The 26,354-nt window shown below is 67.6% G+C and carries 24 protein-coding genes; 15 read left to right on the top strand and 9 right to left on the bottom strand.

Annotated features, from left to right (window positions below; translation table 11 throughout):
• Positions 1-102: 102 nt before the first annotated feature.
• From glcE to proC, 4 genes are all read left to right on the top strand, one after another.
• On the top strand, positions 103-1,191 hold the full coding sequence (gene glcE, locus BM43_RS26940; RefSeq protein WP_017920429.1) for a glycolate oxidase subunit GlcE: 1,089 nt from the start codon (positions 103-105) through the stop codon (positions 1,189-1,191).
• A 7-nt stretch (positions 1,192-1,198) separates the two neighbouring features.
• Positions 1,199-2,425, top strand: coding sequence for a glycolate oxidase subunit GlcF (gene glcF / locus BM43_RS26935; RefSeq protein ID WP_036048197.1), 1,227 nt, complete (start codon positions 1,199-1,201; stop codon positions 2,423-2,425).
• Between the two features lie 180 nt (positions 2,426-2,605).
• Complete coding sequence (locus BM43_RS26930) at positions 2,606-3,316, top strand: YggS family pyridoxal phosphate-dependent enzyme (protein ID WP_036048199.1); 711 nt, start codon at positions 2,606-2,608, stop codon at positions 3,314-3,316.
• Positions 3,317-3,354: 38 nt separating this feature from the next.
• Positions 3,355-4,170 (top strand): pyrroline-5-carboxylate reductase, encoded by an 816-nt coding sequence (gene proC, locus BM43_RS26925; RefSeq protein ID WP_036048200.1) that lies wholly within the window; start codon positions 3,355-3,357, stop codon positions 4,168-4,170.
• A 107-nt stretch (positions 4,171-4,277) separates the two neighbouring features.
• Here proC and ubiA read toward each other — a convergent pair whose 3' ends face one another.
• A complete protein-coding gene (gene ubiA / locus BM43_RS26920) occupies positions 4,278-5,141 on the bottom strand; it encodes a 4-hydroxybenzoate octaprenyltransferase (protein ID WP_036048206.1) in 864 nt (287 codons plus the stop codon).
• Between the two features lie 394 nt (positions 5,142-5,535).
• Here ubiA and BM43_RS26915 point away from each other — a divergent pair, with 394 nt between their 5' ends.
• Positions 5,536-6,150: a class I SAM-dependent methyltransferase gene (locus BM43_RS26915; protein WP_080741965.1), complete on the top strand. Its 615-nt coding sequence runs from the start codon at positions 5,536-5,538 to the stop codon at positions 6,148-6,150.
• 100 nt (positions 6,151-6,250) lie between these two features.
• On the opposite strand, the gene BM43_RS26910 is transcribed toward BM43_RS26915, so the two are convergent.
• From BM43_RS26910 to recG, 5 genes are all read right to left on the bottom strand, one after another.
• Entirely contained in the window at positions 6,251-7,984 is a 1,734-nt protein-coding gene (locus BM43_RS26910; protein WP_036048208.1) for a right-handed parallel beta-helix repeat-containing protein, read from the bottom strand.
• 232 nt (positions 7,985-8,216) lie between these two features.
• Positions 8,217-8,705: a Dps family protein gene (locus BM43_RS26905; RefSeq protein ID WP_013696698.1), complete on the bottom strand. Its 489-nt coding sequence runs from the start codon at positions 8,703-8,705 to the stop codon at positions 8,217-8,219.
• Positions 8,706-8,839: 134 nt separating this feature from the next.
• Positions 8,840-9,010, bottom strand: coding sequence for a hypothetical protein (locus tag BM43_RS41770; RefSeq protein WP_166914189.1), 171 nt, complete (start codon positions 9,008-9,010; stop codon positions 8,840-8,842).
• A 365-nt stretch (positions 9,011-9,375) separates the two neighbouring features.
• Positions 9,376-10,335: a hydrogen peroxide-inducible genes activator gene (locus tag BM43_RS26895; RefSeq protein WP_013696697.1), complete on the bottom strand. Its 960-nt coding sequence runs from the start codon at positions 10,333-10,335 to the stop codon at positions 9,376-9,378.
• 166 nt (positions 10,336-10,501) lie between these two features.
• Entirely contained in the window at positions 10,502-12,889 is a 2,388-nt protein-coding gene (gene recG, locus BM43_RS26890) for an ATP-dependent DNA helicase RecG (RefSeq protein WP_036048210.1), read from the bottom strand.
• A gap of 158 nt (positions 12,890-13,047) precedes the next feature.
• Here recG and queA point away from each other — a divergent pair, with 158 nt between their 5' ends.
• The 6 genes from queA (at position 13,048) to BM43_RS26860 (ending at position 20,145) form a co-directional block, all read left to right on the top strand.
• Entirely contained in the window at positions 13,048-14,100 is a 1,053-nt protein-coding gene (gene queA / locus BM43_RS26885; RefSeq protein WP_036048211.1) for a tRNA preQ1(34) S-adenosylmethionine ribosyltransferase-isomerase QueA, read from the top strand.
• A 110-nt stretch (positions 14,101-14,210) separates the two neighbouring features.
• Complete coding sequence (gene tgt / locus BM43_RS26880) at positions 14,211-15,401, top strand: tRNA guanosine(34) transglycosylase Tgt (protein ID WP_036048212.1); 1,191 nt, start codon at positions 14,211-14,213, stop codon at positions 15,399-15,401.
• A 318-nt stretch (positions 15,402-15,719) separates the two neighbouring features.
• Positions 15,720-16,046: a preprotein translocase subunit YajC gene (gene yajC, locus BM43_RS26875; protein ID WP_013696693.1), complete on the top strand. Its 327-nt coding sequence runs from the start codon at positions 15,720-15,722 to the stop codon at positions 16,044-16,046.
• A gap of 109 nt (positions 16,047-16,155) precedes the next feature.
• Entirely contained in the window at positions 16,156-18,198 is a 2,043-nt protein-coding gene (gene secD, locus BM43_RS26870; RefSeq protein WP_013696692.1) for a protein translocase subunit SecD, read from the top strand.
• A 16-nt stretch (positions 18,199-18,214) separates the two neighbouring features.
• Positions 18,215-19,165: a protein translocase subunit SecF gene (gene secF, locus BM43_RS26865; protein ID WP_013696691.1), complete on the top strand. Its 951-nt coding sequence runs from the start codon at positions 18,215-18,217 to the stop codon at positions 19,163-19,165.
• A 149-nt stretch (positions 19,166-19,314) separates the two neighbouring features.
• Entirely contained in the window at positions 19,315-20,145 is an 831-nt protein-coding gene (locus tag BM43_RS26860) for an AAC(3) family N-acetyltransferase (protein ID WP_036048213.1), read from the top strand.
• A 185-nt stretch (positions 20,146-20,330) separates the two neighbouring features.
• Here BM43_RS26860 and BM43_RS26855 read toward each other — a convergent pair whose 3' ends face one another.
• The 3 genes from BM43_RS26855 to BM43_RS26845 form a co-directional block, all read right to left on the bottom strand.
• The gene (locus tag BM43_RS26855; protein WP_370449000.1) at positions 20,331-20,891 is read right to left on the bottom strand and encodes a YceI family protein; all 561 of its coding nucleotides are present in this window, start codon (positions 20,889-20,891) and stop codon (positions 20,331-20,333) included.
• A 92-nt stretch (positions 20,892-20,983) separates the two neighbouring features.
• A complete protein-coding gene (locus tag BM43_RS26850; protein WP_036048216.1) occupies positions 20,984-21,544 on the bottom strand; it encodes a YceI family protein in 561 nt (186 codons plus the stop codon).
• 13 nt (positions 21,545-21,557) lie between these two features.
• Positions 21,558-22,118, bottom strand: a complete 561-nt coding sequence (locus tag BM43_RS26845) for a cytochrome b (protein ID WP_036048217.1) — start codon at positions 22,116-22,118, stop codon at positions 21,558-21,560.
• A 277-nt stretch (positions 22,119-22,395) separates the two neighbouring features.
• On the opposite strand from BM43_RS26845, the gene BM43_RS26840 reads away from it, so the two are divergent.
• The 4 genes from BM43_RS26840 to BM43_RS26825 are packed head-to-tail and all read left to right on the top strand — an operon-like array spanning position 22,396 to position 26,108.
• Complete coding sequence (locus BM43_RS26840) at positions 22,396-23,091, top strand: paraquat-inducible protein A (protein ID WP_013696686.1); 696 nt, start codon at positions 22,396-22,398, stop codon at positions 23,089-23,091.
• Complete coding sequence (locus BM43_RS26835) at positions 23,088-23,729, top strand: paraquat-inducible protein A (RefSeq protein WP_036048218.1); 642 nt, start codon at positions 23,088-23,090, stop codon at positions 23,727-23,729. Before BM43_RS26840 ends, BM43_RS26835 begins: the two co-directional genes overlap by 4 nt.
• Positions 23,722-25,356, top strand: coding sequence for a PqiB family protein (locus tag BM43_RS26830; RefSeq protein ID WP_013696684.1), 1,635 nt, complete (start codon positions 23,722-23,724; stop codon positions 25,354-25,356). The genes BM43_RS26835 and BM43_RS26830 overlap by 8 nt, the downstream gene beginning before the upstream one ends.
• A complete protein-coding gene (locus BM43_RS26825) occupies positions 25,353-26,108 on the top strand; it encodes a PqiC family protein (protein ID WP_036048219.1) in 756 nt (251 codons plus the stop codon). Before BM43_RS26830 ends, BM43_RS26825 begins: the two co-directional genes overlap by 4 nt.
• The last annotated feature ends 246 nt before the right edge of the window (positions 26,109-26,354 follow it).

The following is a 26,354-nucleotide window of genomic DNA, read 5'->3' as shown; positions in this document are numbered from 1 at the left end:
CGCCGCCCTCGCGCGCTGTCTCTAGGGGGATCGCCCGACTGTCGCCGCTTATGGCGCCGGTACAATCGAAGCACAAGAAATTTCAGGACGAGGCGACACCGGATGGAACAGGACGAGATCGTCGCGCACTGGGCCGAACGCATCCGCAGCGCGGGCGCGCAGGGCCGCTCGCTGCGGATTCGCGGCGGCGGCACCAAGGACTGGTACGGCCAGTCGCTCGACGGCGAGATACTCGATACGCGCGCCTGGCACGGCATCGTCTCCTACGACCCCGCCGAACTCGTGATCACGGCACGCGCCGGCACGCCGCTGGCGGCCATCGAGGCGGAGCTGGCCGCGCACAACCAGATGCTGCCCTTCGAGCCGCCTCACTTCGGCCGCCACGCCAGCTTCGGCGGCGCCATCGCGGCCGGCCTGTCGGGCCCGCGGCGCGCCAGCGCCGGCGCGGTGCGCGACTTCGTGCTCGGCGTCACGCTGATGAACGGGCGCGGCCAGGTGCTGCGCTTCGGCGGCCAGGTGGTGAAGAACGTCGCCGGCTACGACGTGGCGCGCCTGATGGCCGGCTCGCTGGGTACGCTCGGGCTGATGCTGGACCTGTCGGTGAAGGTGCTGCCGGTGCCGGTCGCCGAGCTGACGCTGAAGTTCGACATGAGCGCGACCGACGCGGTGCGCAAGCTCAACGAGTGGTCGGGCCACCCGTTCCCGGTCAGCGCGAGCGCCTGGCGCTTCGGCACCCTGGTGCTGCGCCTGTCGGGCGCCGAGGCGGCCGTCAAGGCGGCCAAGGGCGCGCTGGGCGGCGAGGCGGTGGACGCGGTCGAGGCGCAGCGCTTCTGGCACGGCGTGCGCGAGCAGAACGACCCGTTCTTCAACGCGATGCTGCCCGGCCACGCGCTCTGGCGCCTGTCCCTGCCCTCGATCACCGAGCCCATGCACCTGCCCGGCTCGCAGATGATGGAATGGGGCGGCGCGCAGCGCTGGTGGATCACCGACGCCGACGCCACCACGGTGCGCATGAGCGCCAAGCAGGCCGGCGGCCACGCCACGCTGTATCGCGCCAGCGCCGGCTACGATCGCGGCGGCGGCGTGTTCACGCCGCTGGCCGGGCCGCTGCTGGCGATCCACCGTGGCCTGAAGGCCGCCTTCGATCCGGACCGCGTGTTCAACCGCGGCCGGCTCTACCCCGATTTCTGAGCCGCCCATGCAGACCAAGCTCGCCGATTTCATCCGCGACACGCCCGACGGCGCCGAGGCCGAATCGATCCTGCGCAAGTGCGTGCACTGCGGTTTCTGCACCGCCACCTGCCCGACCTACCAGTTGCTCGGCGACGAGCTCGACGGCCCGCGCGGGCGCATCTACCTGATCAAGCAGATGCTGGAAGGCGCGCCGGTGACGCGCAGCACCCAGCAGCATCTGGACCGCTGCCTGACCTGCCGCAGTTGCGAGAGCACCTGCCCGTCGGGCGTGCAGTATGGACGGCTGGTCGAGATCGGCCGCCAGCAGCTCGAGACGCGCGTGCCGCGCACGCTGTCGCAGCGCCTGATGCGGCGCGCGCTGGCCAGCTTCGTGCCGAACGGCGCGCTGTTCGCGCCGGCGATGCGGATCGGCCAGCAGCTGCGCCCGCTGCTGCCCAAGCGTCTGCGCGACAAGGTCCCGCCGCGCACCCGACCGCTGGCCTGGCCCACCGCGCACCACGAGCGTCGCATGCTGATGCTGGCCGGCTGCGTGCAGCCCTCGATGATGCCGAACATCAACATCGCCACGGCGCGCGTGCTCGACGCGCTCGGCATCGAGACCGTGATCGCGCCCGAGGCGGGCTGCTGCGGCGCGATCCGTCTGCACCTGAACTACCGCGACGAGGCGCTGGCCGACGCGCGCCGCAACATCGACGCCTGGTGGCCGCACATCGAGGCCGGCGCCGAGGCGATCGTGATGAACGCGAGCGGCTGCGGCGCCACCGTGCTCGAATACGCGCACCTGCTGCGCGACGATCCCGCCTATGCCGACAAGGCCCGCCGCGTGGTCGAGCTGACCCGCGACGTGTCCGAGCTGCTGGCCGGCTTCGAGACGCGCCTGGTGGCGCTGGCGAAACGGCGCGGCATGCAAACCGTCGCCTACCATCCGCCCTGCACGCTGCAGCACGGCCAGCAGTCGCGCGGCAAGGTCGAGCGCCTGCTCGAGGCGCTCGGCGTCGAGCTGCGCGTGCCGGCCGACAGCCATCTGTGCTGCGGCTCGGCCGGCACCTACTCGCTGACCCAGCCCTCGCTGTCCTACAAGCTGCGCAAGCAGAAGCTGGCCCGGTTGGCCGAGCTCGATCCGCAACTGATCGTCTCGGGCAACATCGGCTGCCTCGCTCACCTGCAAAGCGGCACCGCGACGCCGGTGATGCACTGGATCCAGCTCGTCGAGCAACTGCTCGACGACTGAGGCGCCGCCGCCCCGGCTCGCCCCCCCAGCCGGCCCCGGTTTGCGCGCCCTCTCGCCGGCCGTGTTCCGGCGCGGCGGCGCCAGGGCCGGGCATCCTCCACCGGCCGCGAGGCGATCCGTATAATGAGGCGCGCCATGCCTTGCATGGCCTCACCGTCCATCGTCCGCCCTGCCCCGCGTATGTCCGATCTCGCCGCCAGCCTCGCCTCCGTTCACCGCCGCATCGACGACGCGGCCCGCTCCGCCGGCCGCGCGCCGGGCGAGGTGGTGCTGCTCGCGGTGTCGAAGACATTCCCAGCCGAAGCCGTGCGCGAAGCGCATGCGGCCGGCCAGCGCGCGTTCGGCGAGAATTACGTGCAGGAGGCGTTCGACAAGATCGCCGCGCTCGCGGATCTTCGCGCCTCGCTCGACTGGCACTTCATCGGGCCGCTGCAATCGAACAAGACGCGCGTGGTGGCCGAGCAGTTCGACTGGGTGCACTCGGTCGACCGACTCAAGATCGCGCAGCGCCTGGCCGAGCAGCGCCCGGCGCACCTGCCGCCGCTCAATGTCTGCGTGCAGGTCAACGTGAGCGGCGAGGACAGCAAGAGCGGCGTCGCGCCGGCCGAGGCGGCAGCGCTGGCGCGCGAGGTGGCCGCCATGCCCACGCTGCGGTTGCGCGGCCTGATGGCGATCCCCGAGCCGGCCGGCGAACTCGCGGCGCAGCGCGTGCCGCACCGGCTGCTGCGCGAGCTGTTCGACACGCTCAAGGCCGAGGGCCTGGCGCTCGACACGCTGTCGATGGGGATGTCGGCCGATCTCGAGGCGGCCGTGCTCGAGGGCGCCACCATCGTGCGCGTCGGCACCGCGATCTTCGGCGCGCGCGACTACGGCACGCCGCGCGCGTCCTGACCGATTTACGAACCTTCCTGTTTCCTGGTCCAACCATCATGAAAATTGCATTCATCGGCGGAGGCAACATGGCAGCCGCCCTGATCGGCGGTATCGTCAAGCGCGGCACCGCGGCGCCCGACGATCTCTACGTGATCGATCCCAACGCGGATATCCGCACGCGCCTGCGCGAGGAACGCGGCGTGGCCACCGGCGAGACCATCGACGCCACGCTGGCCGGCTACGACGCGATCGTGCTGGCGGTCAAGCCGCAGGTGCTCAACGAGGTGGCCAAGGCGCTCGCGCCGCATCTCGGCCAGGCGCTGGTAATCAGCATCGCGGCCGGCATCCGCGCCACCGACCTGTCGCGCTGGCTGGGCGGCTACGCGCGCATCGTGCGCACCATGCCGAACACGCCGGCACTGGTCGGCATGGGCGTGACGGGCCTGGCCGCGCTCGGCGGGGTCGACGCGGCCGGCCGCGAGCTGGCCTCGGCCGTGCTCGGCGCGGTCGGCGAGACGGTCTGGTTCGACGACGAGGCGCGCCTGGATGCCGTGACGGCGATCTCCGGCAGCGGCCCTGCCTACGTGTTCTATTTCATCGAGGCGCTACAGGAAGCGGCACGCCAGCTCGGCCTGAACGAGGAACAGGGCCGCGCGCTGGCGGTGGCGACCTTCACCGGCGCCGCGCAACTGGCCGCGCAATCGGGCGAGCCGGCCGGCGTGCTGCGCGAGCGCGTGACCTCCAAGGGCGGCACCACGGCTGCGGCGCTGGCCGCCTTCGACGCGCAGCAGCTCAAGGACCGGATCGTGAGCGGCGTGCTGGCCGCCGATGCGCGGGCCCGCGAACTCGGCGACGAACTCGGCCGCAACTGAGCCCGGCCTTCGAGTGAGGCGCCGATCTTCGGAGCGGCGCGTCCGTCAACGACAAAGCGGCCTCATGGGCCGCTTTGTCGTTTCCGGGACACGCGCGGGCGCTGCGCTCAGAACGCCGTCACCGCGTAATGCAGGGCGATCCCGACGAACAGCGCGCCGCCGAGCCAGTTGTTATGGCGGAATGCCGCGAAGCACTTCATGCGGTCGCGATCCTTGATCAGCGTGTAGTGATAGACCGCGCAACCCACCGCCGCCGCCCAGCCCAGCCAGTACACCGGGCCGAACTGCTGGGTGAGGCCGATCCAGGCATAGATCGCGAACACCGCCGCGTAGCAGAGCATGATCGCCAGCACGTCGTAGCGGCCGAAGGTGATCGCCGAGGTGCGCATGCCGATCTTGAGGTCGTCGTCGCGATCGACCATCGCGTAGGCCGTGTCGTAGGCGACCGACCAGAACACGTTCGCGGCCAGCATCACCCAGGCGATCAGGGGCACGGTGTTCTGGATCGCGGCGAAGGCCATCGGGATGCCGAAGCCGAAGGCGATGCCGAGATAGGCCTGCGGGATCGCGAAGAAGCGCTTCAGGAAGGGGTAGGTGCCGGCCACGAACACGGCCACCACCGACAGCCACTTGGTCAGGCCGTTGAGCGGCAGGATCAGCAGGAAGGAGACGATCGCCAGGCCGACCGCGATCGCCACCGCCTCCCAGGCGCGGATCTTGCCCGAGGTCAGCGGTCGGTCGACGGTGCGCTTCACGTGGCGGTCGAAGTCGCGATCGGCGTAGTCGTTGATCGCGCAACCGGCCGAGCGCATCAGCAGCGTGCCGAGGATGAAGATCACCAGCAGCGACGGCGCCGGGCGCCCTCCCGAGGCAATCCACAGCGCGTTGAGCGTGGGCCAGAGCAGCAGCAGGCTGCCGATCGGCTTGTCCATCCGGACCAGCTTCAGGTAGAGGGGGAAACGGGCAAACATGGGGAATTCCGCATCTCGAGCAATGGCGGCATTGTAGAGCGCGGCCCCGGATGCCGCAAAAACGCCAGCTTCACGCTCGCCTGCCGACGTGGCGCGACACCGCGCCGCCTTTCAGCCGTATCTACCAAGGCGGGCGATTTGGCCCCGACCGACTCGTCCGAAAAGCTGAAACTGATACCAAAAACACAATAACAATCGGAGCCTATTATTTCTTTGCAATTCCGCGCTCGACCCGGAATGAAACGCCTACGCCTCGGCAGCGCTATCGCCAGTCAATTTCCTACCCAAAAACCATGACGGGGCAAAATTCAACTCGAAAATTTCCTATCGAGAATTAATTTTGCGGTAATCTATCGCAACATAATATGCTAACTATTATCCGATGGAGATAACAATGGATCGTGATTTCCCAGAATTGGCCGCCAAACATATTGCCGGAGCGCGCCTGTATGCAAATCGGTTCGATCTGATTTCGGATCTCCGCCTCGCCCCTGATTCCCATATCGCGGAAGTCGGCGTTGCATTGGGTACATTTTCGAAATTCATGATCGAAAAATTCAAACCCAAGCAATTTTGTGCGTTCGACCTGTTCCAGATTCATACCGCCGACACATTGTGGGGACGACCCACTCGCGAAGTCCTGCGCGGCATGACGCATCGTCAATTTTACGAGGCGGAAATGCAGAACAGCACCTCGCCGGTCATCACTCACGAGGGCTTGAGTTCGGAAACGCTACCGCGCTACCCCGACGAGTATTTCGACATGATCTACATCGACGCTGCTCATACCTTCGACGAAGTCAAGCTGGATGCCGAAATCTCTGCGGCCAAGATCAAGAAGGACGGGGTCTTGATCTTCAACGATTACATCATGCATGACCCGTTCATCCACGCGGACTACGGCATCGTTCCCGTGGTAAATGAAATGGTCGTCAATCATGGCTGGAGAGTGATCGGCTTCGGGCTGCAGAAGCACATGTTCTGCGACATCGCGATTCAACGCGGCTGACGCCCAGACATTCGGAGCGGATACCAAACTGGCCGCTGCGCAAGCGTGGGCCGGCGCCGCCGCCTCTCTCGAGCGATATGCTTGGCCCAATTGTCAATTGTCAATTGCCAATGCAAAGCAAGCCGACAAGATCGCTCGCGGCCCCTCGCACACGAACCTCGGCTCCTGAAATCTGGTCGATCCTGGCTCCGTCGGGGGCCTTGGACGCGGTAACGACACAGGTAAAGCTCCGGGCGGATGTATAGGCCGCCCTCCCCTTAAGCAGCAGTGTCGCGCCCCCGCCCTTCAACATCACGTTCTCGGCTACGACGTGGGCCGCGGCAAGAGCGGCTCCCGATGCTCGATATACCGGCAGCGCCCCCACCCCGGTCGCGAAGATATCGCCATGGATCCTCGCATCGCCTTCGACCTGCAACTTGCTGACACCGTCGTCGGTTCCGCCGAGCAGCACGCGCCCGCCATACTTCGCAAGATTCATATTGAGTTTTGCCAAGGGATTCACGGCGTCATAGGCGTCGATCGCGACTTCCGACGCGCGATCCGAATACATAGCCATCGTCGCGCGGTGGTCCAACTCCAGTTGCACGGCGCCACCGCCCTTGGGTTTCAGCGTGACCGGGATCGAGGCATCACTGCCGGTCGCGTTCAAGGATGGGGACTGTCTGGCAGAAGCTCCCGCGATGTTGAGGGCATTTCCGCTGTTGACGGCCTGGAAAAAACTGTTCGCTCCCGTCAGATCGAAAGGTCGCGCGTAATTCGACTCGCTATCGACCTGAGCTCCGAAAATCCGGTTCTGGTCCGCGCCGTTGATCTCGGCCACGCAGGCCTCGGCGTCGCGAATGCCGTTGGTCGAACAGTTGAGTCCAAGCACCACGGAGTCCGAGGAATGATCGAAAACCAGCCCCCGGCGGCGACTATTGATGGATTCGATCCAAGTCGACGAAATTCTCGTGTTGGCCGAGTTGCGGATGTCGATCACGTCGCCGATTGAGTTATCGATGACATTTCCAAGAAACGAGAAATTCCCGGTGCCGTCGAGATGAATCACATTGATCGCGGCATTGTATGGATGCGAATTCTGCAACATCGTGGTTTGCGCTCCCGGCTCGGCCAGTAGGGCATATTTGACCGCGAACCCGCCGTCCATTTGAAAGCCGTCGATCGTCGAATCCGATGCATGCGGCCCGAGCACGATGCCGGCCAGACCGGCAGTCGCCGAATAAACACGGATGTTCTTGATCCGTACGTCGTGCATATACGTCGCCGTCCGTGGATTGCCGTCCAGTCGCACCGAGACATGATTGATCGGCACATTGCGAAACGACAGGTTGAGCAAGTCCAGCGTTTGCGAGTACGAAGTGTCGAGCGTGTCGGCACGGCCCTCCGTGCCATCGAAGCTCAGGTCCCGGATCGTTGCGTGCGAGTCGAAGTTCAGGGCGCGGGTGATCTCCGGATAACGGATCGAGCCCCCAGTTTGAATCAGGACGCTGTTCGGTCCGTCACCGTAGAGCGTGAAGCCCGTCAGTTGCGGAAGCACGAGTCCACTCTGCCGGTATCGGCCCGCCGGCACGTACACGCTCTTCGCCCCGGAATGGAGGGCGGCCTGAATGCACCCAGTGCTGTCGGTGCGACCTGTCCTGTCGCATCCGGGGAAATCGAGGATGCTCACCGTGTCCTGCAGCTTGTCGGAAATCGATCGAGAGAATGCACCGGAATACCGCTGCGTGACGGTCGAGTCAAGCTGGGCGTGTACCTGCCCGGCAGCAAGAACCCACAGCATCGCCGCCAGGCGGATCAATCGATCACGTACCGCTCGGGCTCCAACTCGACTCATGGCAAATGCGCTCCTTGGTTTCAGACCTGTTCTATCAGCGAAAGACGCTACGACCCGGTGCAACCTCGTCGGTTCGCTCGCCTCGACGAATCGGCTGTAAATGTGGCACCGATCTGAACCGGCATTCCATCTACACAAAAAAAACCTCCCGTCGAACGGGAGGTTTCGCTGACCGCCGGCGCATCCGCGCCCGGCTGGTCGAACCGCTTGCCGCGATATGGGTCGCAAGCAATCACTGCAGCAGCGATCGCAGCATCCAGGCAGTCTTCTCGTGCGTCTGCAGACGCTGCGTGAGCAGATCGGCGGTCGGCTCGTCGCCTGCCGAATCGGCATCGGGGAAGATCCCGCGCGCGGTGCGCACCACCGCTTCGTGGCCTTCCACCAGCTGGCGGATCATTTCCTCGGCCGCCGGCACGCCGCTGGCTTCCGGCACCACCGTCAGCTTGGCGAAATCGCCGTAGGTGCCCGGCGCCACCACGCCCAGCGTGCGGATCCGTTCCGCCACCGAGTCCACCGCAAGCCATAGCTCGTTGTACTGCTCCTCGAACATCAGGTGCAGCGTGTTGAACATCGGACCGGTGACGTTCCAGTGGAAATAATGCGTCTTCAGATACAGCGAAAACGTGTCAGCGAGCAGCTTCGACAGGCCTTCCGCGATCTTCTTGCGGTCCTTGTCGCTGATGCCGATGTTGATCTGCGTTCCGTTGCCCTTTTTGGCCATGTTGCTGACTCCTTATCAATGAGTTGAACCGGCGAAAACGCCTCGAGATGACTCGCCTGTTTCTGCCTGAAACGAGTGACTCCAGCGCGCCCAGTGTAACGTAGAACCTTCGAAAGGGACGGATGGCCCGCCCTTCAGGCCCCGTTCAGGTGGGCCATCGCCTGGGCGGCCAGCGTCACGATGCCGGCAAAGGTGATCGCGAAACCGAAGGTCTGGCGAAAGGCGGAAGTGGCGGCGTGATTGACGGCTGCGGCATGCGATTGCGCGGGGCGGGCGGCTTGCGGATTCTGGCCTTGCGTGTTCATGGCGTGCTCCTCGGAGGCGATATCGATCAGACGCCGAGCAGACGGTCAGCCAGATAGGCCAGGGCCAGCGGGCGCAGGTAGCGCACCAGGACGCGCGTCCTGGCGAGCATCGGGTCGTGCGCGGCCGGCTGGTGAGGCTTGTTCATGATGGCTCCGTCGTTCGGGATGAGGCGCCGGGCCTGCTGCAGTTCCGGCGCGGGCCGCCTGTCGCGACCCATGGATGCCATCATAGAAAACCCTATCGTCAATGTGAATTTAATTGAATTTATTTATTCGATAGGTAAAGCCTTGGGCAAAACAAAACCGGGGCGCGAAGGCCCCGGTCGCTTGGGTGCCGCACGCAACAGCGGCGGCCAGCCCCGGCCTCAGTTCAGCGTGGCGGGCATGTCGAGCTTGGCCACGCCGGGCAGATCGCAGGCGGCGATCGCCTCGCTGATCGCGTCGATGGCCGGCATGCGCGTGAAGCTCTTGCGCCAGACCAGCACCACGCGGCGATCCGGGATCGGCTCGTCGAAGGGCACGTAGGACAGCAGGTCGGAATCGGCGTTGTTGGCCAGCGGCCCGATCTCGCCCACCGACATGCGCGGCAGCACCGTGATGCCCACGCCGCTCGCCACCATGTGGCGGATGGTTTCCAGCGAGGACCCCTCGAAGGTCTTCTGGATGCCGTCGGCGGTCTGCGAGAAGTGCATCAGCTCGGGACACACGCCCAGCACGTGATCGCGGAAGCAATGGCCGTTGCCCAGCAGCAGCATGGTTTCCTGCTTGAGGTCGGCCGCGTCGATCTTGCGGCGCTTGGACCAGGGATGGCTGGAGGGCAGCGCGACCACGAAGGGCTCGTCGTAGAGCGGGCGCACCATCAGGCCGGTTTCCGGGAACGGCAGGGCCATGATGGCCGCGTCGATCTCGCCCTGCTTGAGCAGCTCCAGCAACTTGAGCGTGTAGTTCTCCTGCAGCATCAACGGCATCTGCGGGACACGGTGGATCATCTGCTTGACGAGCGTGGGCAGCAGGTAGGGCCCGATGGTGTAGATCACGCCCAGCCGGAACGGCCCGACCAGCGGATCCTTGCCCTGCTTGGCGATTTCCTTGATGGCGAAGGTCTGCTCCAGCACGCGCTGGGCCTGGGTGACGATCTGATCGCCGATCGGCGTCACGCTCACCTCGCTCGCGCCGCGCTCGAAGATCTGCACGTTCAGCTCGTCCTCGAGCTTCTTGATCGCAACCGAGAGCGTCGGCTGGCTGACGAAGCAGGCTTCGGCCGCGCGGCCAAAATGCCGCTCGCGAGCGACTGCGACGATGTACTTCAGTTCAGTAAGCGTCATTGTGGGTCAATCACAGGAATACAGGCGATAGCTTTAATTTATACACCGGATAGAAGCGTTCCGCCAGCGTTCTCGGCGGCAATTGCTTGTTGCGATGCAGCATAGATAAACGGGAACAGCCCGAACCTTGCCCGATATCCCGCGCCAGGCGCCGGATTCGGAGAAATCAGGCCTTCAGGAACTGCTCGCGCGCGCCGAGCCAGCGCGCCAGATGCTGGGTAACCACCTCGGGATGATGCGCGATCAAGGCCGCCGCGGCCTCGCGGGCCGGCTCGATCAGCCAGCCGTCCTGCTCCAGGTCGGCGAAACGCAGCATGGCCGCGCCCGATTGTCGCGCCCCGAGAAATTCGCCGGGGCCGCGGATCTCGAGGTCGCGCCGGGCGATCTCGAAGCCGTCGTTGGTCTCGCGCATGGTCTTCAGGCGCGCGCGGCCAGCGATCGACAGCGGGCCACTGTACATCAGCACGCAGGCCGACGCTGCCGTGCCGCGCCCGACGCGCCCGCGCAACTGGTGCAACTGCGCGAGCCCGAAGCGCTCGGCATGCTCGATCACCATCAACGAGGCGTTCGGCACGTCCACGCCGACCTCGATCACGGTGGTTGCCACCAGCAGCTGCACCTCGTTGCGCGAGAAGGCCTCCATCACGCTGGCCTTCTCGGCCGGCGAGAGCCGTCCATGCACCAGGCCGACGTTGACGCCGGGCAGCGCGGCCGCGAGCGTCTCGTAGGTCTCCACCGCGGTCTGCAACTGCAGCGTCTCGCTCTCCTCGATCAGCGGGCAGACCCAGTAGACCTGGCGGCCGCCCAGCGCCGCGTCGCGCACGCGGCCGATCACCTCCTCGCGGCGCGCGTCGGCGACCAGCTTGGTGACGATCGGCGTGCGCCCCGGCGGCAGCTCGTCGATGGTCGAGACTTCGAGATCGGCGTAATACGTCATCGCCAGCGTGCGCGGGATCGGCGTGGCCGACATCATCAGCTGGTGCGGCTGGAAGCCCGCCGGGCCGCCCGCCTTGGCACGCAGCGCGAGCCGCTGCGCCACGCCGAAGCGATGCTGCTCGTCGACGATCACCAGGCCCAGTCGCGCGAACTCCACCGTGTCCTGGATGATCGCATGGGTGCCGATCACCAGTTGCGCGGTACCGAGCGCGGCGGCCTCGATCGCCGAGCGCTTGTCCCGGGTCTTGAGGCTGCCGGCCAGCCAGGCCACCGTCACGCCGAGCGGCTCCAGCCAGCCGCGCAGCTTGCGCGCATGCTGCTCGGCGAGGATTTCGGTCGGCGCCATCAGCGCGGCCTGGTAACCCGCGTCGATCGCCTGCGCGGCGGCCAGCGCGGCCACCACCGTCTTGCCGCTGCCCACGTCGCCCTGCAGCAGCCGTTGCATGGGATGCGCGAGCGTGAGGTCGCGCGCGATCTCGTCGACCACGCGCGTCTGCGCGCCGGTCAGCGAGAACGGCAGCGCCGCGAACAGGCGCGCCACCAGCGAATCCTGGTCGTCGGCGCCACGGCGCGGCATGGCCGGCGCCGCGCGCGTGCGGCGCTCCTCGTGGGCGCGCTTGAGCGAGAGCTGCTGCGCGAGCAACTCGTCGAACTTGATGCGAATCCAGGCCGGGTGGGTGCCGTCGATCAGCGCGGTCTCGTCCGAATCGACGCCGGGGTGATGCAGCTGGCGCACCGCGTCGGCCAATGCCGGCACGCCGAGCGGGCGCAGGTACGCGGCCTCGACCTCGGCCGGCAGCAGCTCGGGCAGCGGCGTGCGCACCAGCGCGTTGTCGATGGCCTTGCGCAGATAGGCCTGCGAGACGCCGGCCGTGCTCGGATAGACGGGCGTGAGCACCTGCGCCAGCGGCGTGTCCTCGTCGACCACGCGCACCGCCGGATGCACGATCTCGAGTCCGAAGAAACCGCCGCGGACGTCGCCGCGCACGCGCAGCCGCTGGCCGACCGCCATCTGCTTGACCTGCGAGCCGTAGAAATTCAGGAAGCGCAGCACCAGCTCGCTGCCGTCCTCGTCGCGCAAGCGCACCAGCAACTGGCGGCGCGGGCGATAGGTGATCTCGTTGTCGTAGACCACGCCCTCGGTCTGCGCGAGCTCGCCGGGCAGCAGTTCGCGCATCGGCGTGAGGGTGGTCTCGTCCTCGTAGCGCATCGGCAGGTGCAGGACCAGGTCGATCGAACGCGTGAGGCCGAGCTTGGCGAGCTTGTCGGCGGTCTTGACGAGCTTGGGCGCGGCCTTGGCGGCCTTCTCCTTGCCCGCCTTCGCGGGCTTGTCGCCGGCGCCTTCGGCATCGCCCTGCGCCGCGTCCGCGTCGGCCGATTCACTCTCGGCCGCCTTGCGCCGGCCGCGTCGGGCCGGCTTCGGCGCGGCGGCGTCGGCAGCTTCCACCGAGGGTTCGGCGAGCCGCCCGTCGGGCCCGCGCCGCGGCGTGCGCGAGCGCGCCGGCACGCGCGCCGCGTCGTCCTCGCGCCCGTGCTGCCCGTCGCGCGCGGGTTCGCTGCCGGTCTCGGCATCGGCGGCGGCATCGGCGGGAACGCTACGGCGGGAAGGTACGGGCATCGGATCGGAATTCGGCAAGGGACAAGCAAGTACAATGGCGGCTTTTGACGTCGCATCGTCGCACGGCCCGGCGGCGCCCGCGAGCCACGCGACCCCGCCATCATAGCGGCTCGCGCCGGCCATGACGCGGCTCGCGCACGGCTACGCCCCCATTTTCCATGTTCAAGCTTTCCGATTTCGATTTCGACCTGCCCCCCGAGCTGATCGCGCAGACCGCGCTGCCCGAGCGCAGCGCCAGCCGCCTGCTGGAGGTGGACGGCAGCGTCGCGCCCACGCGCCTGACCGACCGCCGCTTCACCGACCTGCCCGAGTGCATCGGCGCCGGCGACCTGCTGGTGTTCAACGACACCAAGGTGCTGAAGGCACGCTTCTTCGGCCAGAAGGCCAGCGGCGGCAAGATCGAGGTGCTGGTCGAGCGCGTGATCGGCCCGCGCACGGTGCTGGCGCAGATCCGCTCCAGCAAGAGCCCCGTCGAGGGCAGCACGCTGCGGCTGGCCGAGGCCTTCGAGGTGACGGTGGGCGAGCGCGTCGAGCCCTTCTTCACGCTGCACTTCCCCGAGGATTGCCTCGCGCTGATCGAGCGCCACGGCCGCCTGCCGCTGCCGCCCTACATCGAGCACGATCCCGACGCGACCGACGAGACGCGCTACCAGACGGTGTTCGCCAGCAACCCGGGCGCGGTCGCCGCGCCCACCGCCGGCCTGCACTTCGACGAGGCGCTGCTGGCCACGCTGCGCGCGCGCGGCGTCGAGACCGCCACGCTGACGCTGCATGTCGGCGCGGGCACCTTCCAGCCGGTGCGCGTCGACAACATCGCCGAGCACAAGATGCACAGCGAGTGGTACGAACTCAGCGACACGCTGGTGGCGCAGATCGCGGCCACCCGCGCGCGCGGCGGCAAGGTGGTGGCGGTCGGCACCACCTCGATGCGCGCGCTCGAGGCGGCCGCGCGCGACGCGCAACGCGAGGGCCGGGCGCTCGCGCCCACCCGCGCCGAAACCGACATCTTCATCACGCCGGGTTACGCGTTCCGCGTGGTGGACCGGCTGGTGACGAACTTCCACCTGCCGAAGTCGACCCTGCTGATGCTGGTCTCGGCCTTCGCCGGGGTCGGGACGATCCGCGACGCCTATCGCCACGCGATCGCCGAGCGCTATCGCTTCTTCAGCTACGGCGACGCGATGCTGCTGACGCGCCGCGATCCCGAATAAACCCGAAACGAGCGCCCCGCCCTCGTCTTCCAGAACGCGCCGCCGCGATTCCCGCGACGGCGCCCACCATGAGCGCCGGACTGTTCTCCGGTAGCAAGGAGCACCAAGCGATGACCGATCGCCAATCGGAACCCGTGCAAGCGCACGTTCCGCCCGAGAACGGGCTCAAGTTCGAACTGCTGACCACCGACGGCCACGCGCGGCGCGGCCGCGTCACGCTCAACCACGGCGTGGTGGAGACGCCGATCTTCATGCCGGTGGGCACCTACGGCACCGTCAAGGCGGTCCAGCCGCGCGAGCTGCACGAGATGCAGGCGCAGATCATCCTCGGCAACACCTTCCACCTGTGGCTGCGCCCAGGCCTCGAGACCATCGGCGCGCACGGCGGCCTGCATCGCTTCATGGGCTGGAACAAGCCGATCCTGACCGACTCGGGCGGCTTCCAGGTGTTCTCGCTGGGCGAGCTGCGCAAGATCACCGAGGACGGCGTGACCTTCGCCTCGCCGATCAACGGCGACAAGCTGTTCCTGTCGCCGGAAGTGTCGATGCAGATCCAGAAGGTGCTGAACTCGGACATCGTCATGCAGTTCGACGAATGCACGCCCTACGCCACCGACGGCGTGCCGACCACCCACAAGGAAGCGGCCGAATCGATGCGCATGTCGCTGCGCTGGGCCAGGCGCTCGCTCGACGAGTTCAACGGCCTGGGCAATCCCAACGCGCTGTTCGGCATCGTGCAGGGCGGCATGTTCGAGGACCTGCGCGACGAATCGCTGGCGGGCCTGGCCGAGCTCGACTTCCACGGCTACGCGATCGGCGGGCTGTCGGTCGGCGAGCCGAAGGAAGACATGATGCGCGTGCTGCAGCATGTCGGCCCCAAGCTGCCGGCGCACAAGCCGCATTACCTGATGGGCGTGGGCACGCCGGAGGACCTGGTGGAAGGCGTGGCCAACGGCGTCGACATGTTCGACTGCGTGATGCCGACCCGCAACGCGCGCAACGGCTGGCTGTTCACGCGCTTCGGCGACGTCAAGATCCGCAACGCGACGCACAAGAACTCGCTGCGCCCGCTCGACGAGAGCTGCGGCTGCTACACCTGCCGCAACTTCACTCGCGGCTACCTGCACCACCTGCACCGCGTGGGCGAGATCCTCGGCGCGCAGCTCAACACGATCCACAACCTGCACTACTACCTGACGCTGATGAGCGAGATCCGCGAGGCGATCGAGACGCACAGCTTCGAGGCCTTCCGCCTGCGCTTCGCGGCCGACCGCGCGCGCGGCGTGGAGCAGCGCGAGTAGCGCGAACGGCGGCGCGGCGGGCCGAGAAACGGGCGGCGGCATGCTCGAAGCCCGCGGTTTCGTCATACCCTTGTCGAACGATGTCGCCATGCTCGCCGCTGCGCGTTTTCGGCCAAGGCGCCGGCCGCGGCGGCGCCGACACATTACAATCTGCTTTCGCGAATCAGGGCGAATGCGCGGGAAATACGGGGCAAATCCCCGGGTGACGGCTTAACAGCTTGATCCCAAAGCGCATTTGCCATGCTGTCGCGGTTTTCGCCGGTGGTAGAATGACCGGCTATTTTTCTGATTTTCCCCAACGGAGAGACCAACGTGTCGTTGTCCATTATCAGCAATGCATTCGCGCAAGGCGCTGGCGGCAGCGCCGAATCGAGCCTGATGAGCTTCCTGCCGCTCATCCTGATGTTCGCGGTGCTCTACTTCATCATGATCCGTCCGCAGATGAAGCGTCAGAAGGAGCATCGCAACATGCTCGCCGCGATGGCCAAGGGCGACGAAGTCGTGACCAACGGTGGCCTGGTCGGCAAGGTCACCAAGGTCGGTGAAGCCTACGTCGGCGTCGAGGTGTCGGAAGGCACCGAGATCACGGTCCAGAAGTCGGCCGTGACGACCATCCTGCCGAAGGGCACGATCAAGTCGCTGTAAGTCGCACTTCGAGCGTCCGGCATTCCGGCAGGTCCGCGCATTCGACGCGCGGGCCACGCGGGAGCCGGACGCGACGCTTTTCAAGCCAACTATCCCGTTCGGCCCTTTCATGAATCGTTACCCAATCTGGAAATATGTCGTGATGGTCGTCGCGCTCGCGATCGGCCTTCTGTACACATTGCCCAACTTCTACGGCGAAGCGCCGGCGGTGCAGGTGTCGAGCGGCAAGGCCACGGTCAAGATCGACTCGGGCACGCTCGGCCAGGTGCAGGCCGCGCTGGCCGCCGCCCAGGTCGCGCCGGACGACATCACCTTCGACAATTCGGCGAACAACGCGAACATCCGCGTGCGCCTGAAGGACACCGATACCCAGCTGCGCGTGAAGGATCTCTTGCAGAAGGCGCTCAACAGCGACCCGAGCGATCCGCAATACGTCGTCGCGCTGAACCTGCAGAGCGCCTCGCCGCGCTGGCTGACCGCGCTGCACGCGCTGCCCATGTACCTCGGCCTGGACCTGCGCGGCGGCGTGCACTTCCTGCTGCAGGTCGACATGACCGGCGCGCTGACCAAGAAGCTCGACTCGGACGCCTCCGACGCGCGCTCGCAACTGCGCGACAAGGGCATCCGCGACGGCGGCGTGAACCGCGTCGACCTCTCGGTGGTCGCCAACTTCGCCGACCAGGACACCGCCGAGCAGGCGCGCCGCTTCCTCGCCGGCTCGATCACCGAACTGCAATGGGCCACCCAGCCCGGCGGCGGCGGCTACCAGGTGGTCGGCACCTTCTCGCCGGCCGTGCAGGCCACCGTCGAGGACGCCGCGCTCAAGCAGAACCTGACCACCCTGCACAACCGCGTCAACGAACTCGGCGTGTCGGAGCCGATCCTCCAGCAGCAGGGCCGCGACCGCATCGTGGTCGAGCTGCCGGGCGTGCAGGACACCGCCAAGGCCAAGGACATCATCGGCCGCACCGCCACGCTCGAAGCGCGCCTGGCCGACCCGGTCAACCTGCACCCGAACCCGAACGACCCGGTGCCGCCGGGCGACGAGCTGTTCACCCAGGGCAACCAGGCGCCGGTGCTGCTGCGCAAGTCGGTGATCTTCACGGGCGATCGCATCATCGACGCCTCGGCCGGTTTCGACGAACACCAGCGTCCCTCGGTCAACATCCGCCTCGACGCGGCGGGCGGGCGCGCGGTGCGCGCCGTGTCGCGCGAGAACATCGGCAAGCCGATGGCGATGGTGCTGTTCGAGAAGGGCAAGGGCGAGGTGCTGACGGTCGCGACCATCCAGTCCGAGCTCGGCGACCGCTTCCAGATCACCGGTCAGCCGACCCCGCAGGCCGCCACCGACCTGGCCCTGCTGCTGCGCGCCGGCTCGCTGGCCGCGCCGATGGACATCATCGAGGAACGCACCATCGGCCCGAGCCTGGGCGCCGACAACATCCGCATGGGCGTGCACTCGGTGATCTGGGGCTTCGTCGCGATCGCGGTGTTCATGATCGCCTACTACATGCTGTTCGGCCTGGTCTCGGTGATCGGCCTGTCGGTCAACCTGCTGCTGCTGGTGGCCGCGCTGTCGATGATGCAGGCCACCCTGACGCTGCCGGGCATCGCCGCCATCGCGCTGGCGCTGGGCATGGCGATCGACTCGAACGTGCTGATCAACGAGCGGATCCGCGAGGAGCTGCGCAGCGGCGCGGCCCCGCAGGTCGCGATCCAGCAGGGTTACGCGCACGCCTGGGCGACCATCCTCGACTCGAACGTCACCACACTGATCGCCGGCCTGGCGCTGCTCGCCTTCGGTTCGGGCCCGGTGCGCGCGTTCGCGATCGTGCACTGCATCGGCATCCTGACCTCGATGTTCTCGGCGGTGTTCTTCTCGCGCGGCCTGGTCAACCTCTGGTACGGCGGCCGCAAGAAGCTCAAGTCGGTGGCGATCGGCCAGGTCTGGAAGCCGGCCGCGGCCGACGCGGCAGGCGCCGGCCGCCAGGTCTTCCTCGAACAGGACGGCGACACCGATACCGCGAAGGCGGCTCGTCCGGCCGCGGCCAAGGGCGCCAAGGCAACGGCTGGCAAGGGCGGCGCGAAGCCGGTCGCACGCCGCCGCTCCGGCCCCGGCGTGCCGCCGAAGACGCCGGGCTCGTCCAACTAAGCGCCGGAGAACGCACATGGAATTTTTCCGCATTCGCAAAGACATCCCGTTCATGCGGCACGCGTTGGTCTTCAACGTGATCTCGCTGGTGACCTTCCTGGCCGCCGTGTTCTTCCTGGTGCATCGCGGCCTGCATCTGTCGGTCGAGTTCACCGGCGGCACGGTGCTGGAGGTGCAGTACCAGCAGGCCGCCGAACTCGAGCCGGTGCGCGCCACGCTCGGCAAGCTCGGCTACGGCGACGCGCAGGTGCAGAGCTTCGGCACCTCGCGCAACGTGCTGATCCGCCTGGCGCTGAAGCCGGGCCTGACCTCGGCCCAGCAGAGCGACCAGGTGATGGCGGGCCTCAAGGCGCAGAACGCCGACGTGCAGTTGCAACGCGTCGAGTTCGTGGGCCCGCAGGTGGGCAAGGAGCTCGCCACCGACGGCCTGCTCGCGCTGGCCTGCGTGGTGATCGGCATCGTGATCTACCTGTCGTTCCGCTTCGAGTGGAAATACGCGGTGGCCGGCATCATCGCCAACCTGCACGACGTGGTGATCATCCTCGGCTTCTTCGCCTTCTTCCAGTGGGAGTTCTCGCTGTCGGTGCTGGCCGCCGTGCTGGCCGTGCTCGGCTACTCGGTCAACGAGTCGGTGGTGATCTTCGACCGGATCCGCGAGACCTTCCGCCGCGAGCGCAAGATGACGGTCCAGGAGGTGATCAACCACGCGATCACCAGCACCATGTCGCGGACCATCATCACCCACACCTCGACGGAAATGATGGTGCTGTCGATGTTCTTCTTCGGCGGCCCGACCCTGCACTACTTCGCGCTCGCGCTGACGGTCGGCATCATGTTCGGCATCTACTCGTCGGTGTTCGTGGCGGGTTCGCTGGCGATGTGGCTCGGCATCCGTCGCGAGGACCTGATGCGCGAGAAGAAGGGCGCGCACGATCCGAACGATCCGAACGCCGGCGCGCAGGTCTGATCGACCCGCCCCGCTTGATGCGAAAAACCGGCCTTCGGGCCGGTTTTTTTTCGTCCGCGCGCTCTTGCCCACGCGATCGGGTGGAGCCGGCGGAGCCGATGACGGCATGGCGGTGTAAGCTCGACGCACCCGAACCCAGGAGCCGCGGCATGACGGAAGCCCGACAGATCAGCCGGACCCGGCACCCCGTCACGTCGGCGAGCCTCGCCGCCGACCTGCGCGCGCTCGGGCTGCGCGCCGGCGAGCTGGTCATCGCGCACAGCTCGCTCAGCGCGCTGGGCTGGGTCAACGGCGGCGCCGTGGCCGTCATCGAGGCCCTGCTCGACACGCTCGGCCCGCAAGGCACCCTGGTCATGCCCAGCCAGTCGCCGCACCTGAGCGATCCCGCCAACTGGAGCGCGCCGCCGGTGCCCGAAACCTGGTGGGACACGATCCGCGCCACCATGCCGGCCTACGATCCGCGCAGCACACCCACCAGCGGCATGGGCCGCGTGGCCGAGGCCTTCCGCGGCTGGCCGGGAGCGATCCGCAGCGCGCATCCGGCCAACTCCTTCGTCGCGCTCGGCCCGCTCGCCGCCGCCGTCGTGCGCGAGCACCGGCTGGAGGACCCCTTCGGTCCCGGCTCCCCGCTGGCCGAGCTGCATCGGCGCGATGCCCGGATCCTGCTGATCGGCGTCGGCTTCGACGCCTGCACCGCCCTGCACTTCGCCGAGCATCGCGCCTGGGCGCGGCGCCCGCTGGTTCGCGAAGGCGCGCCGCTGATGGTCGACGGCCGGCGGCAATGGGTGCGCTTCGAGATCGCCGAGCCGCTCGACAGCGAGCGCTTCGTGCCGGTCGGCGCCAGCGCACTGGCGGCCGGCATCGGCGCGCAGGGCCCGCTCGGCGAGGGACGCGGCGTGCTGGTCGCGATGCGGCCGCTGATCGATCACGCGTTGCGCTGCTGGTCCGGGGAGCCCGACGGCGACGCCTCCAGCGCCTGAGCATCGGTGTCGTCGCTTGCCCACGCGCCACACAGCGCTTTTGCACAGCCCGCCGTGGACAAGCGCTGTGCGCCACCCGCAACCGCCCATTCAAAAAAAATCGCCGCGCCCGTTTCCGAGGGCGCGGCGATCGAATCACATCGCGCGGCCGACCACGCGACGTCGTGAGGCTTGCAGCAAGGCGCTTACTGCGCGACGCCTTCCGCCGTGATCAGCAGCTTGGTCTGCATCTTGAAACCATAGGCCTTGCCGTAGTCGAGGCCGAACTCGTCGCGGTTGAATTCGCCGGCGGCATCCACGCCGCAGACTTCACGCTTGAGCATCGGGTGCTGCATGCACTTGAAGGAGTTGATGGTCAGCGTCAGCGGCTTGGTCACGCCATGCAGCGTCAGGTTGCCGACCGCGGCCACCGGCTTGTCGCCGTCGAACTTCAGGGTGCCCTTGAAGGTCGCGTCCGGGTACTTGGCGGCGTCGAAGAAGTCCGGCGTCTGCACGTGCTCGTCGAGCTTGGCGCTGCCGGTGTGGATCGAGGCGATCTTGGTGGTAACCTCGACGCTGCCCGTGTGGGCCGCGCGATCGATCGTCACCGTGCCGCTCGAGGTGTCGAACTTGCCGCGCCAGACCGACAGGCCGCCGAAGTGATCGGTCTCGAAGCTCGGGTAGGTGTGGCTCGGGTCGAGCTGGTAGGTCACCGGCGCGGCCATCGCCGGGATCGCCAGCGCCGCGGCGAGCGCGCCCGCCGCCATGATCAGGGTCTTCTTCAAGTCATTCTCCTAGCTACGGTTGGATGGAAGGCCACGGCGAGTCGCGGCCCCCGGAAGCGATTCGTCGGCGCGGCTTATTTCGCGGCGACGAGATGGAACTTGATCTGCACTTCGTCGGCGACGATCGAGGTGTCCTTCCACTCGCCGGCGCCGATTTCGAAGGTCGAGCGCTTGATCGGCAGCACGCCGTCGAACACGCGCTGGCCGCCGCTCTCGGTGACGGTGACCGGCACCGTGACCGGCACGGTCTTGCCCTTGATGGTCAGCTTGCCCGCGACGTTGTACTTGTTGCCGCCGGCCGGCGCGATCGAGGTGGAGACGAAGCTGGCCTGCGGGTAAGTCTTGGCGTCGAACCATTCCTTGCCGGCCACCTGGTCGTTGTACATCTTGTCGCCGAGGTCGAAGCTGGCGATATCGATGTTGACCTGGGCGTGGCCCTCGGCCGCCTTGGCCGGATCGAACTTCAGGTCGGCGCTGAATTTCTTGAAGCTGCCCTCGGTCGGCACGTTCATCTGCTTGGAGACCGCCGACACCTTGCTCTTGGCGAGGTCGACCTGGGCCGCGGCGGCGCCCGAGAAGGCCAGCGCGGCGGCAGCCACGGCCGCCAGCAGGGAGCGATTCAGGGAGATCTTCATGGCTTTCCTTTTCTTATTTGAGGAACGGGAGCATGCGGCCCAGCACCCCGTCGCGATCGACGACCTGGTGCTTGAGCGCGGCCAGCACGTGCAGCGCCACCAGCGCGAGCAGCGTGTAGTTGAGGAAGACGTGCAGCGTCTTCAGCGTTTCCTTCAGGACCGGATCGGGATCGATCAGGCGCGGCAGCGGGATCAGGCCGAGATAGACCACCGGGATGTTCGAGGCCGAGCTGTAGAGATAGCCGGTGATCGGGATCGCCAGCATCAGCAGGTAGAGCAGGCCATGCACTGCATGCGCGGCGCCCTTGGCCAGGCGCGAGGTGCCGGCCGGCAGCGGCGGCGCCGCGTGGGTGGCGCGCCACAGCACGCGGATCACGGCCAGCGCGAACACCGTCACGCCGATCCACTTGTGCCAGGAGAAATACTTGAGCTTGGTGGGCGTGAAACCGGGAATGTCGGTCATCACCCAGCCCAGCGAGAAACCGCAGATGATCAGCAGCGCGATCAGCCAGTGCAGCGCGATCGCGGTGCGCGTATAAGTGTCCGGCCGGTTCAGCGTGAGCGACGATGCCATAACGGAAAGCCTCGGATGGTGCGGGACGCGGCGCCGGCCCTGCCTGTAGGATTCCGACGCATTCAAGGCCGCCATGCTACCGCAACAATCCGGCAGGCGAGGAAACTGAAAACTGGCGCGGCGGTCAGAATTTGGCTCGTCTGCCCGATCCCGGCCCGGCCGGGCGCGGCGCGCCCCGAGCCGGGCTTGACACAACGAAAATCGCGTTTTGGTAAGATTGGCGCGGGTTCCAACCCGTCCCCGCGTCCCCCATGATGGCGCGCAACCGGCCTCCGAGATGGAAACACACGACCTGATTGCCTGTCATGAGTGCGACGCACTGTTGCACAAAACGCAGCTTAGCGGCAAGGACAGCGCCCGCTGCCCGCGCTGCGACGCGCTGCTCTACCGCAATACCGCCAACCAGATCGAGCGCATCTGCGCCCTGACGCTGGCCGCCCTGATCACCTTCGTGATCGCCCAGACCTTCCCGATCCTCGAGATGGACGTCAACGGCATGCGCGTGCAGACCACCCTGCTCGGCGCGCTCGAGGCGCTGTGGAACCAGGACATGCAACTGGTGGCGGTGATGGTGTTCTGCTCCACCCTGCTGTTCCCGCTGATCGAGATGGCCGCCCTGCTCTACGTGCTGCTCTCGCTGCGCGCCGGCCGTGTGCCGCCGGCCTTCAACGCGGTGCTGCGGGCGATCCAGCTGGTGCGCCCCTGGGGCATGATCGAGGTGTTCATGCTGGGCATCCTGGTGACCATCGTCAAGATGGTGAGCCTGGCGCGCGTGGTGCCGGAGGCGGCGCTGTTCGCGTTCGGCGCGCTGACCCTGATGCTGGCCGCGGTGATGATGTTCGACCCGCGCGCGCTGTGGGACCTCGCCGACGAGATCCGCGCGCGCCGCGCGGCGCAGCGGCACGCCCCTGCTGCCCCGGCCGCGCCGGCCGGCGGCACGCCCGCGAGCCACGCCGGAGCGCCGCGCCGATGAAGATCACCTCCGCCGCACGCGCGGGCATGGCGAGCTGCCATGCCTGCGGCCACGTGCAGAAGCTCGCGCGCGCCGACGCGCATCCGCCCGAGCGCTGCGCGCGCTGCGGCACCGCCCTGCACCTGCGCAAGCCCGACAGCATCGCGCGCACCTGGGCGCTGCTGCTGGCCGCCGCGATCCTGTATATTCCCGCCAACCTGCTGCCGATCATGCGCACCGCCTCGATCGTCGGCGCGCAGGAAGACACGATCATGAGCGGGGTGGTCTATTTCTGGGTGTCGGGCGACTGGCCGCTGGCCGTGGTGGTATTCGTCGCCAGCATCCTGGTGCCGATGCTCAAGCTCGGCGCGCTGACCATCCTGGTGATCTCCGCGCAGCGCCGTTCCGCCTGGCGGCCGGTGCAGCGCACCCGGCTGTATCGCATCGTCGAGCGGATCGGGCGCTGGTCGATGCTCGACATCTTCGTCGTCACGCTGACCGTCGCGCTGGTCCACTTCCGCTCGCTGGCCGAGATCACCGCCGGCCCGGGCGCGCTCGCGTTCGGCTCGGTGGTGATCCTCACCATGCTCGCCTCGATGCAGTTCGATCCCCGGCTGATCTGGGATCACGTCGTCACCTCTGGAAAACACCATGAATAGTCCGCAAGGCCCGCAACCCGACCCGAACCAGCCCAACCCGCCCGAGCTGCCCGAGGCCGTCGTCACGCGCCGCAGCGGCTGGCTGCCCTCGCTGGTCTGGCTGGTGCCGCTGGTGGCGGCGCTGATCGGCATCGGCCTGGTGGTGAAGTCGGTGTTCGACCGCGGCCCCGAGATCACCATCAGCTTCCGCAGCGCCGAGGGGCTCGAGCCGGGCAAGACCCAGGTCAAGTACAAGGATGTCGAGATCGGCACGGTCAAGACCATCAAGCTCTCCAAGGACCTCTCGCACGTGCTGGTCGACGTGCAGCTGAAGAAGGAGGCCGAGGACTTCGCCGTCAAGGGCAGCCGCTTCTGGGTGGTGCGCCCGCGGGTGGGCGCCTCCGGCGTGTCGGGCCTCAACACGCTGCTGTCGGGCGCCTACATCGGCGTCGACGCCGGCCGCTCGCCCAATACCCAGACCGACTTCGCCGGTCTGGAGACGCCCCCGCCCGTCACCGGCGACGACAAGGGCACCTCCTACGTGCTGCATGGCGATTCGCTGGGCTCGGTCGACATCGGCTCGCCGGTCTACTACCGCCGCGTGCAGGTCGGCCAGGTGGTCGGCTTCTCGCTCGACAAGGACGGCACCGGCGTGACCTTCAACGTGTTCGTCAACGCCCCCTACGACCAGTACGTCGGCACCAACACGCGCTGGTGGCAGGCCAGCGGCGTGGACCTGCGCCTCGATTCGAGCGGCTTCAAGCTCAATACGCAGTCGCTGGCCACCGTGATCCTCGGCGGCCTGGCCTTCCAGTCGCCGCCGAACCAGTCGGCCGGCGGCCCGGTGTCGAACGGCGCGACCTTCCGGCTCGGCTCCGACGAGGGCGACGCGATGCGCGATCCGGACGGCCTGCCGGTCGAGGTGGTGATGAACTTCAACCAGTCGCTGCGCGGGCTGTCGGTGGGCGCGCCGGTCGACTTCCGCGGCATCGTGCTGGGCAACGTCACCAACATCGCCATCGACTACGACCCGAAGACCAAGAACTTCCTGATGCCGGTCACCATGAACATCTATCCGGAGCGGCTCGGCAAGCGCTTCCGCGACCTGGTCGAGAAGAAGGGCGAGCCGGCCCAGCGCGACATCCTCACGCGCCTGGTCGAGCACGGCCTGCGCGGCCAGTTGCGCACCGGCAACCTGCTGACCAGCCAGCTCTACGTGGCGCTCGACTTCTTCCCGAAGGCGCAGAAGGTCCAGATCGACCTGACGCGCAAGCCGGTCGAACTGCCCACCGTGCCGAACACGCTCGACGAGCTGCAGCTGCAGGTGGCCGACATCGCCAAGAAGCTCGACAAGGTGCCGTTCGACCAGATCGGCAACAACCTCAACGACGCGCTCAAGCATGCCGACCAGCTGTTCCAGCAGCTCGACACGCAGGTCGCGCCGCAGGCGCGCGACACGCTGTCGGCGGCCAAGCAGACCTTCACCACGGCCGAGGCGACCCTGCAGCAGGATTCGCCGCTGCAGGCGGACGTGCGCGGCGCGCTCAAGGAGCTCACGCGCACCCTGCAGTCGCTGAACAACCTCGCCGACTACATGGAGCGGCATCCCGAGTCGCTGCTCCGCGGCAAACCCGGAGACCAGAAATGAGCGCCACCCCGCCCCGTTCGACTCGCCGCGCCGCGCGCGGCAGCCTGCCGGCGCCGGCCGCCGCGGCCTCCCGTACTTCCCTCGCGGCCCTGGCGGGCGCGGCGCTGCTGGCCGGCTGCGCCTCGGCGCCCTCGCACTTCTATACGCTGTCGGGCGACGCCGGCGCCGTCACGGCAGGCCGCAGCCTGCCGGCCAACCCCGCCTTCCTGATCCAGGTGCCGGCCGTCAACGTGCCCGAGCAGGTCGCCAAGAACCAGCTGGTGGTCCAGCGCGGCGAGTCGCGCGTCGACGTGCTCGAGGAGCATCGCTGGGCCTCGCCGCCGGCCGACGAGATCCGCCGCGCGCTGTCCTCGGCGCTCACGCGCCGGCTCGGCACCATCGACGTGGCCGACGCGCCCGCGCCGCCGGGCGTGCCGGTCTACCGCGTCAGCGTCGACGTGCAGCGCTTCGAGTCCTGGCCCGGCGACAAGGCCGCGCTCGATGCGGTGTGGAGCGTGCGCTCGCTGGCCACGCAGTCGGTGATGACCTGCCGCAGCACCCTGGTGGAGAAGGTCGGCAGCGGCTACGACGCGCTGGTGGCCGGCCACCGGCAGGCGGTCGGCGAGCTGGCCGCGCGGATCTCGGCCGGCGTGCGCGTGATGGCCGCCCAGCCGGCCCCGCCGAAAACTTCCACCAAGGGCGCGGTGCCGCCACCGGGCGCGGTGCGCTGCCCGAGCGAGGCAGAGGCCGCCGACGCCCAGCCGGCCGGCTGAGGCGCGGCGCTGCGGCCGGTGCCGGCGCGGTTCACCGCGCCGCGCGCATCGCCTCCTCCGGCCCTCTCCCTCTTCCGCTGCCTCGAATTCCCCCGAAAAACCCGCCCCGTCGCGGATTTGACAATTCTTGTCATGCCGCGCCGGAACCGCCGTCCGATGCGCCGGTCGGCTTGCCTTTTGCGCGACGATTGACGATCCTAGGCGCCTCCCGGCAAGCTCGACGCGGCGCAACTGCGCGCCGCCGGC

It is taken from the genome of Burkholderia gladioli (assembly GCF_000959725.1).
GTDB classification, from domain to species: domain Bacteria; phylum Pseudomonadota; class Gammaproteobacteria; order Burkholderiales; family Burkholderiaceae; genus Burkholderia; species Burkholderia gladioli.
The sequence above is the reverse complement of the archived record's forward strand: the minus strand, read 5'-3'. Positions and strand labels throughout refer to the sequence as shown.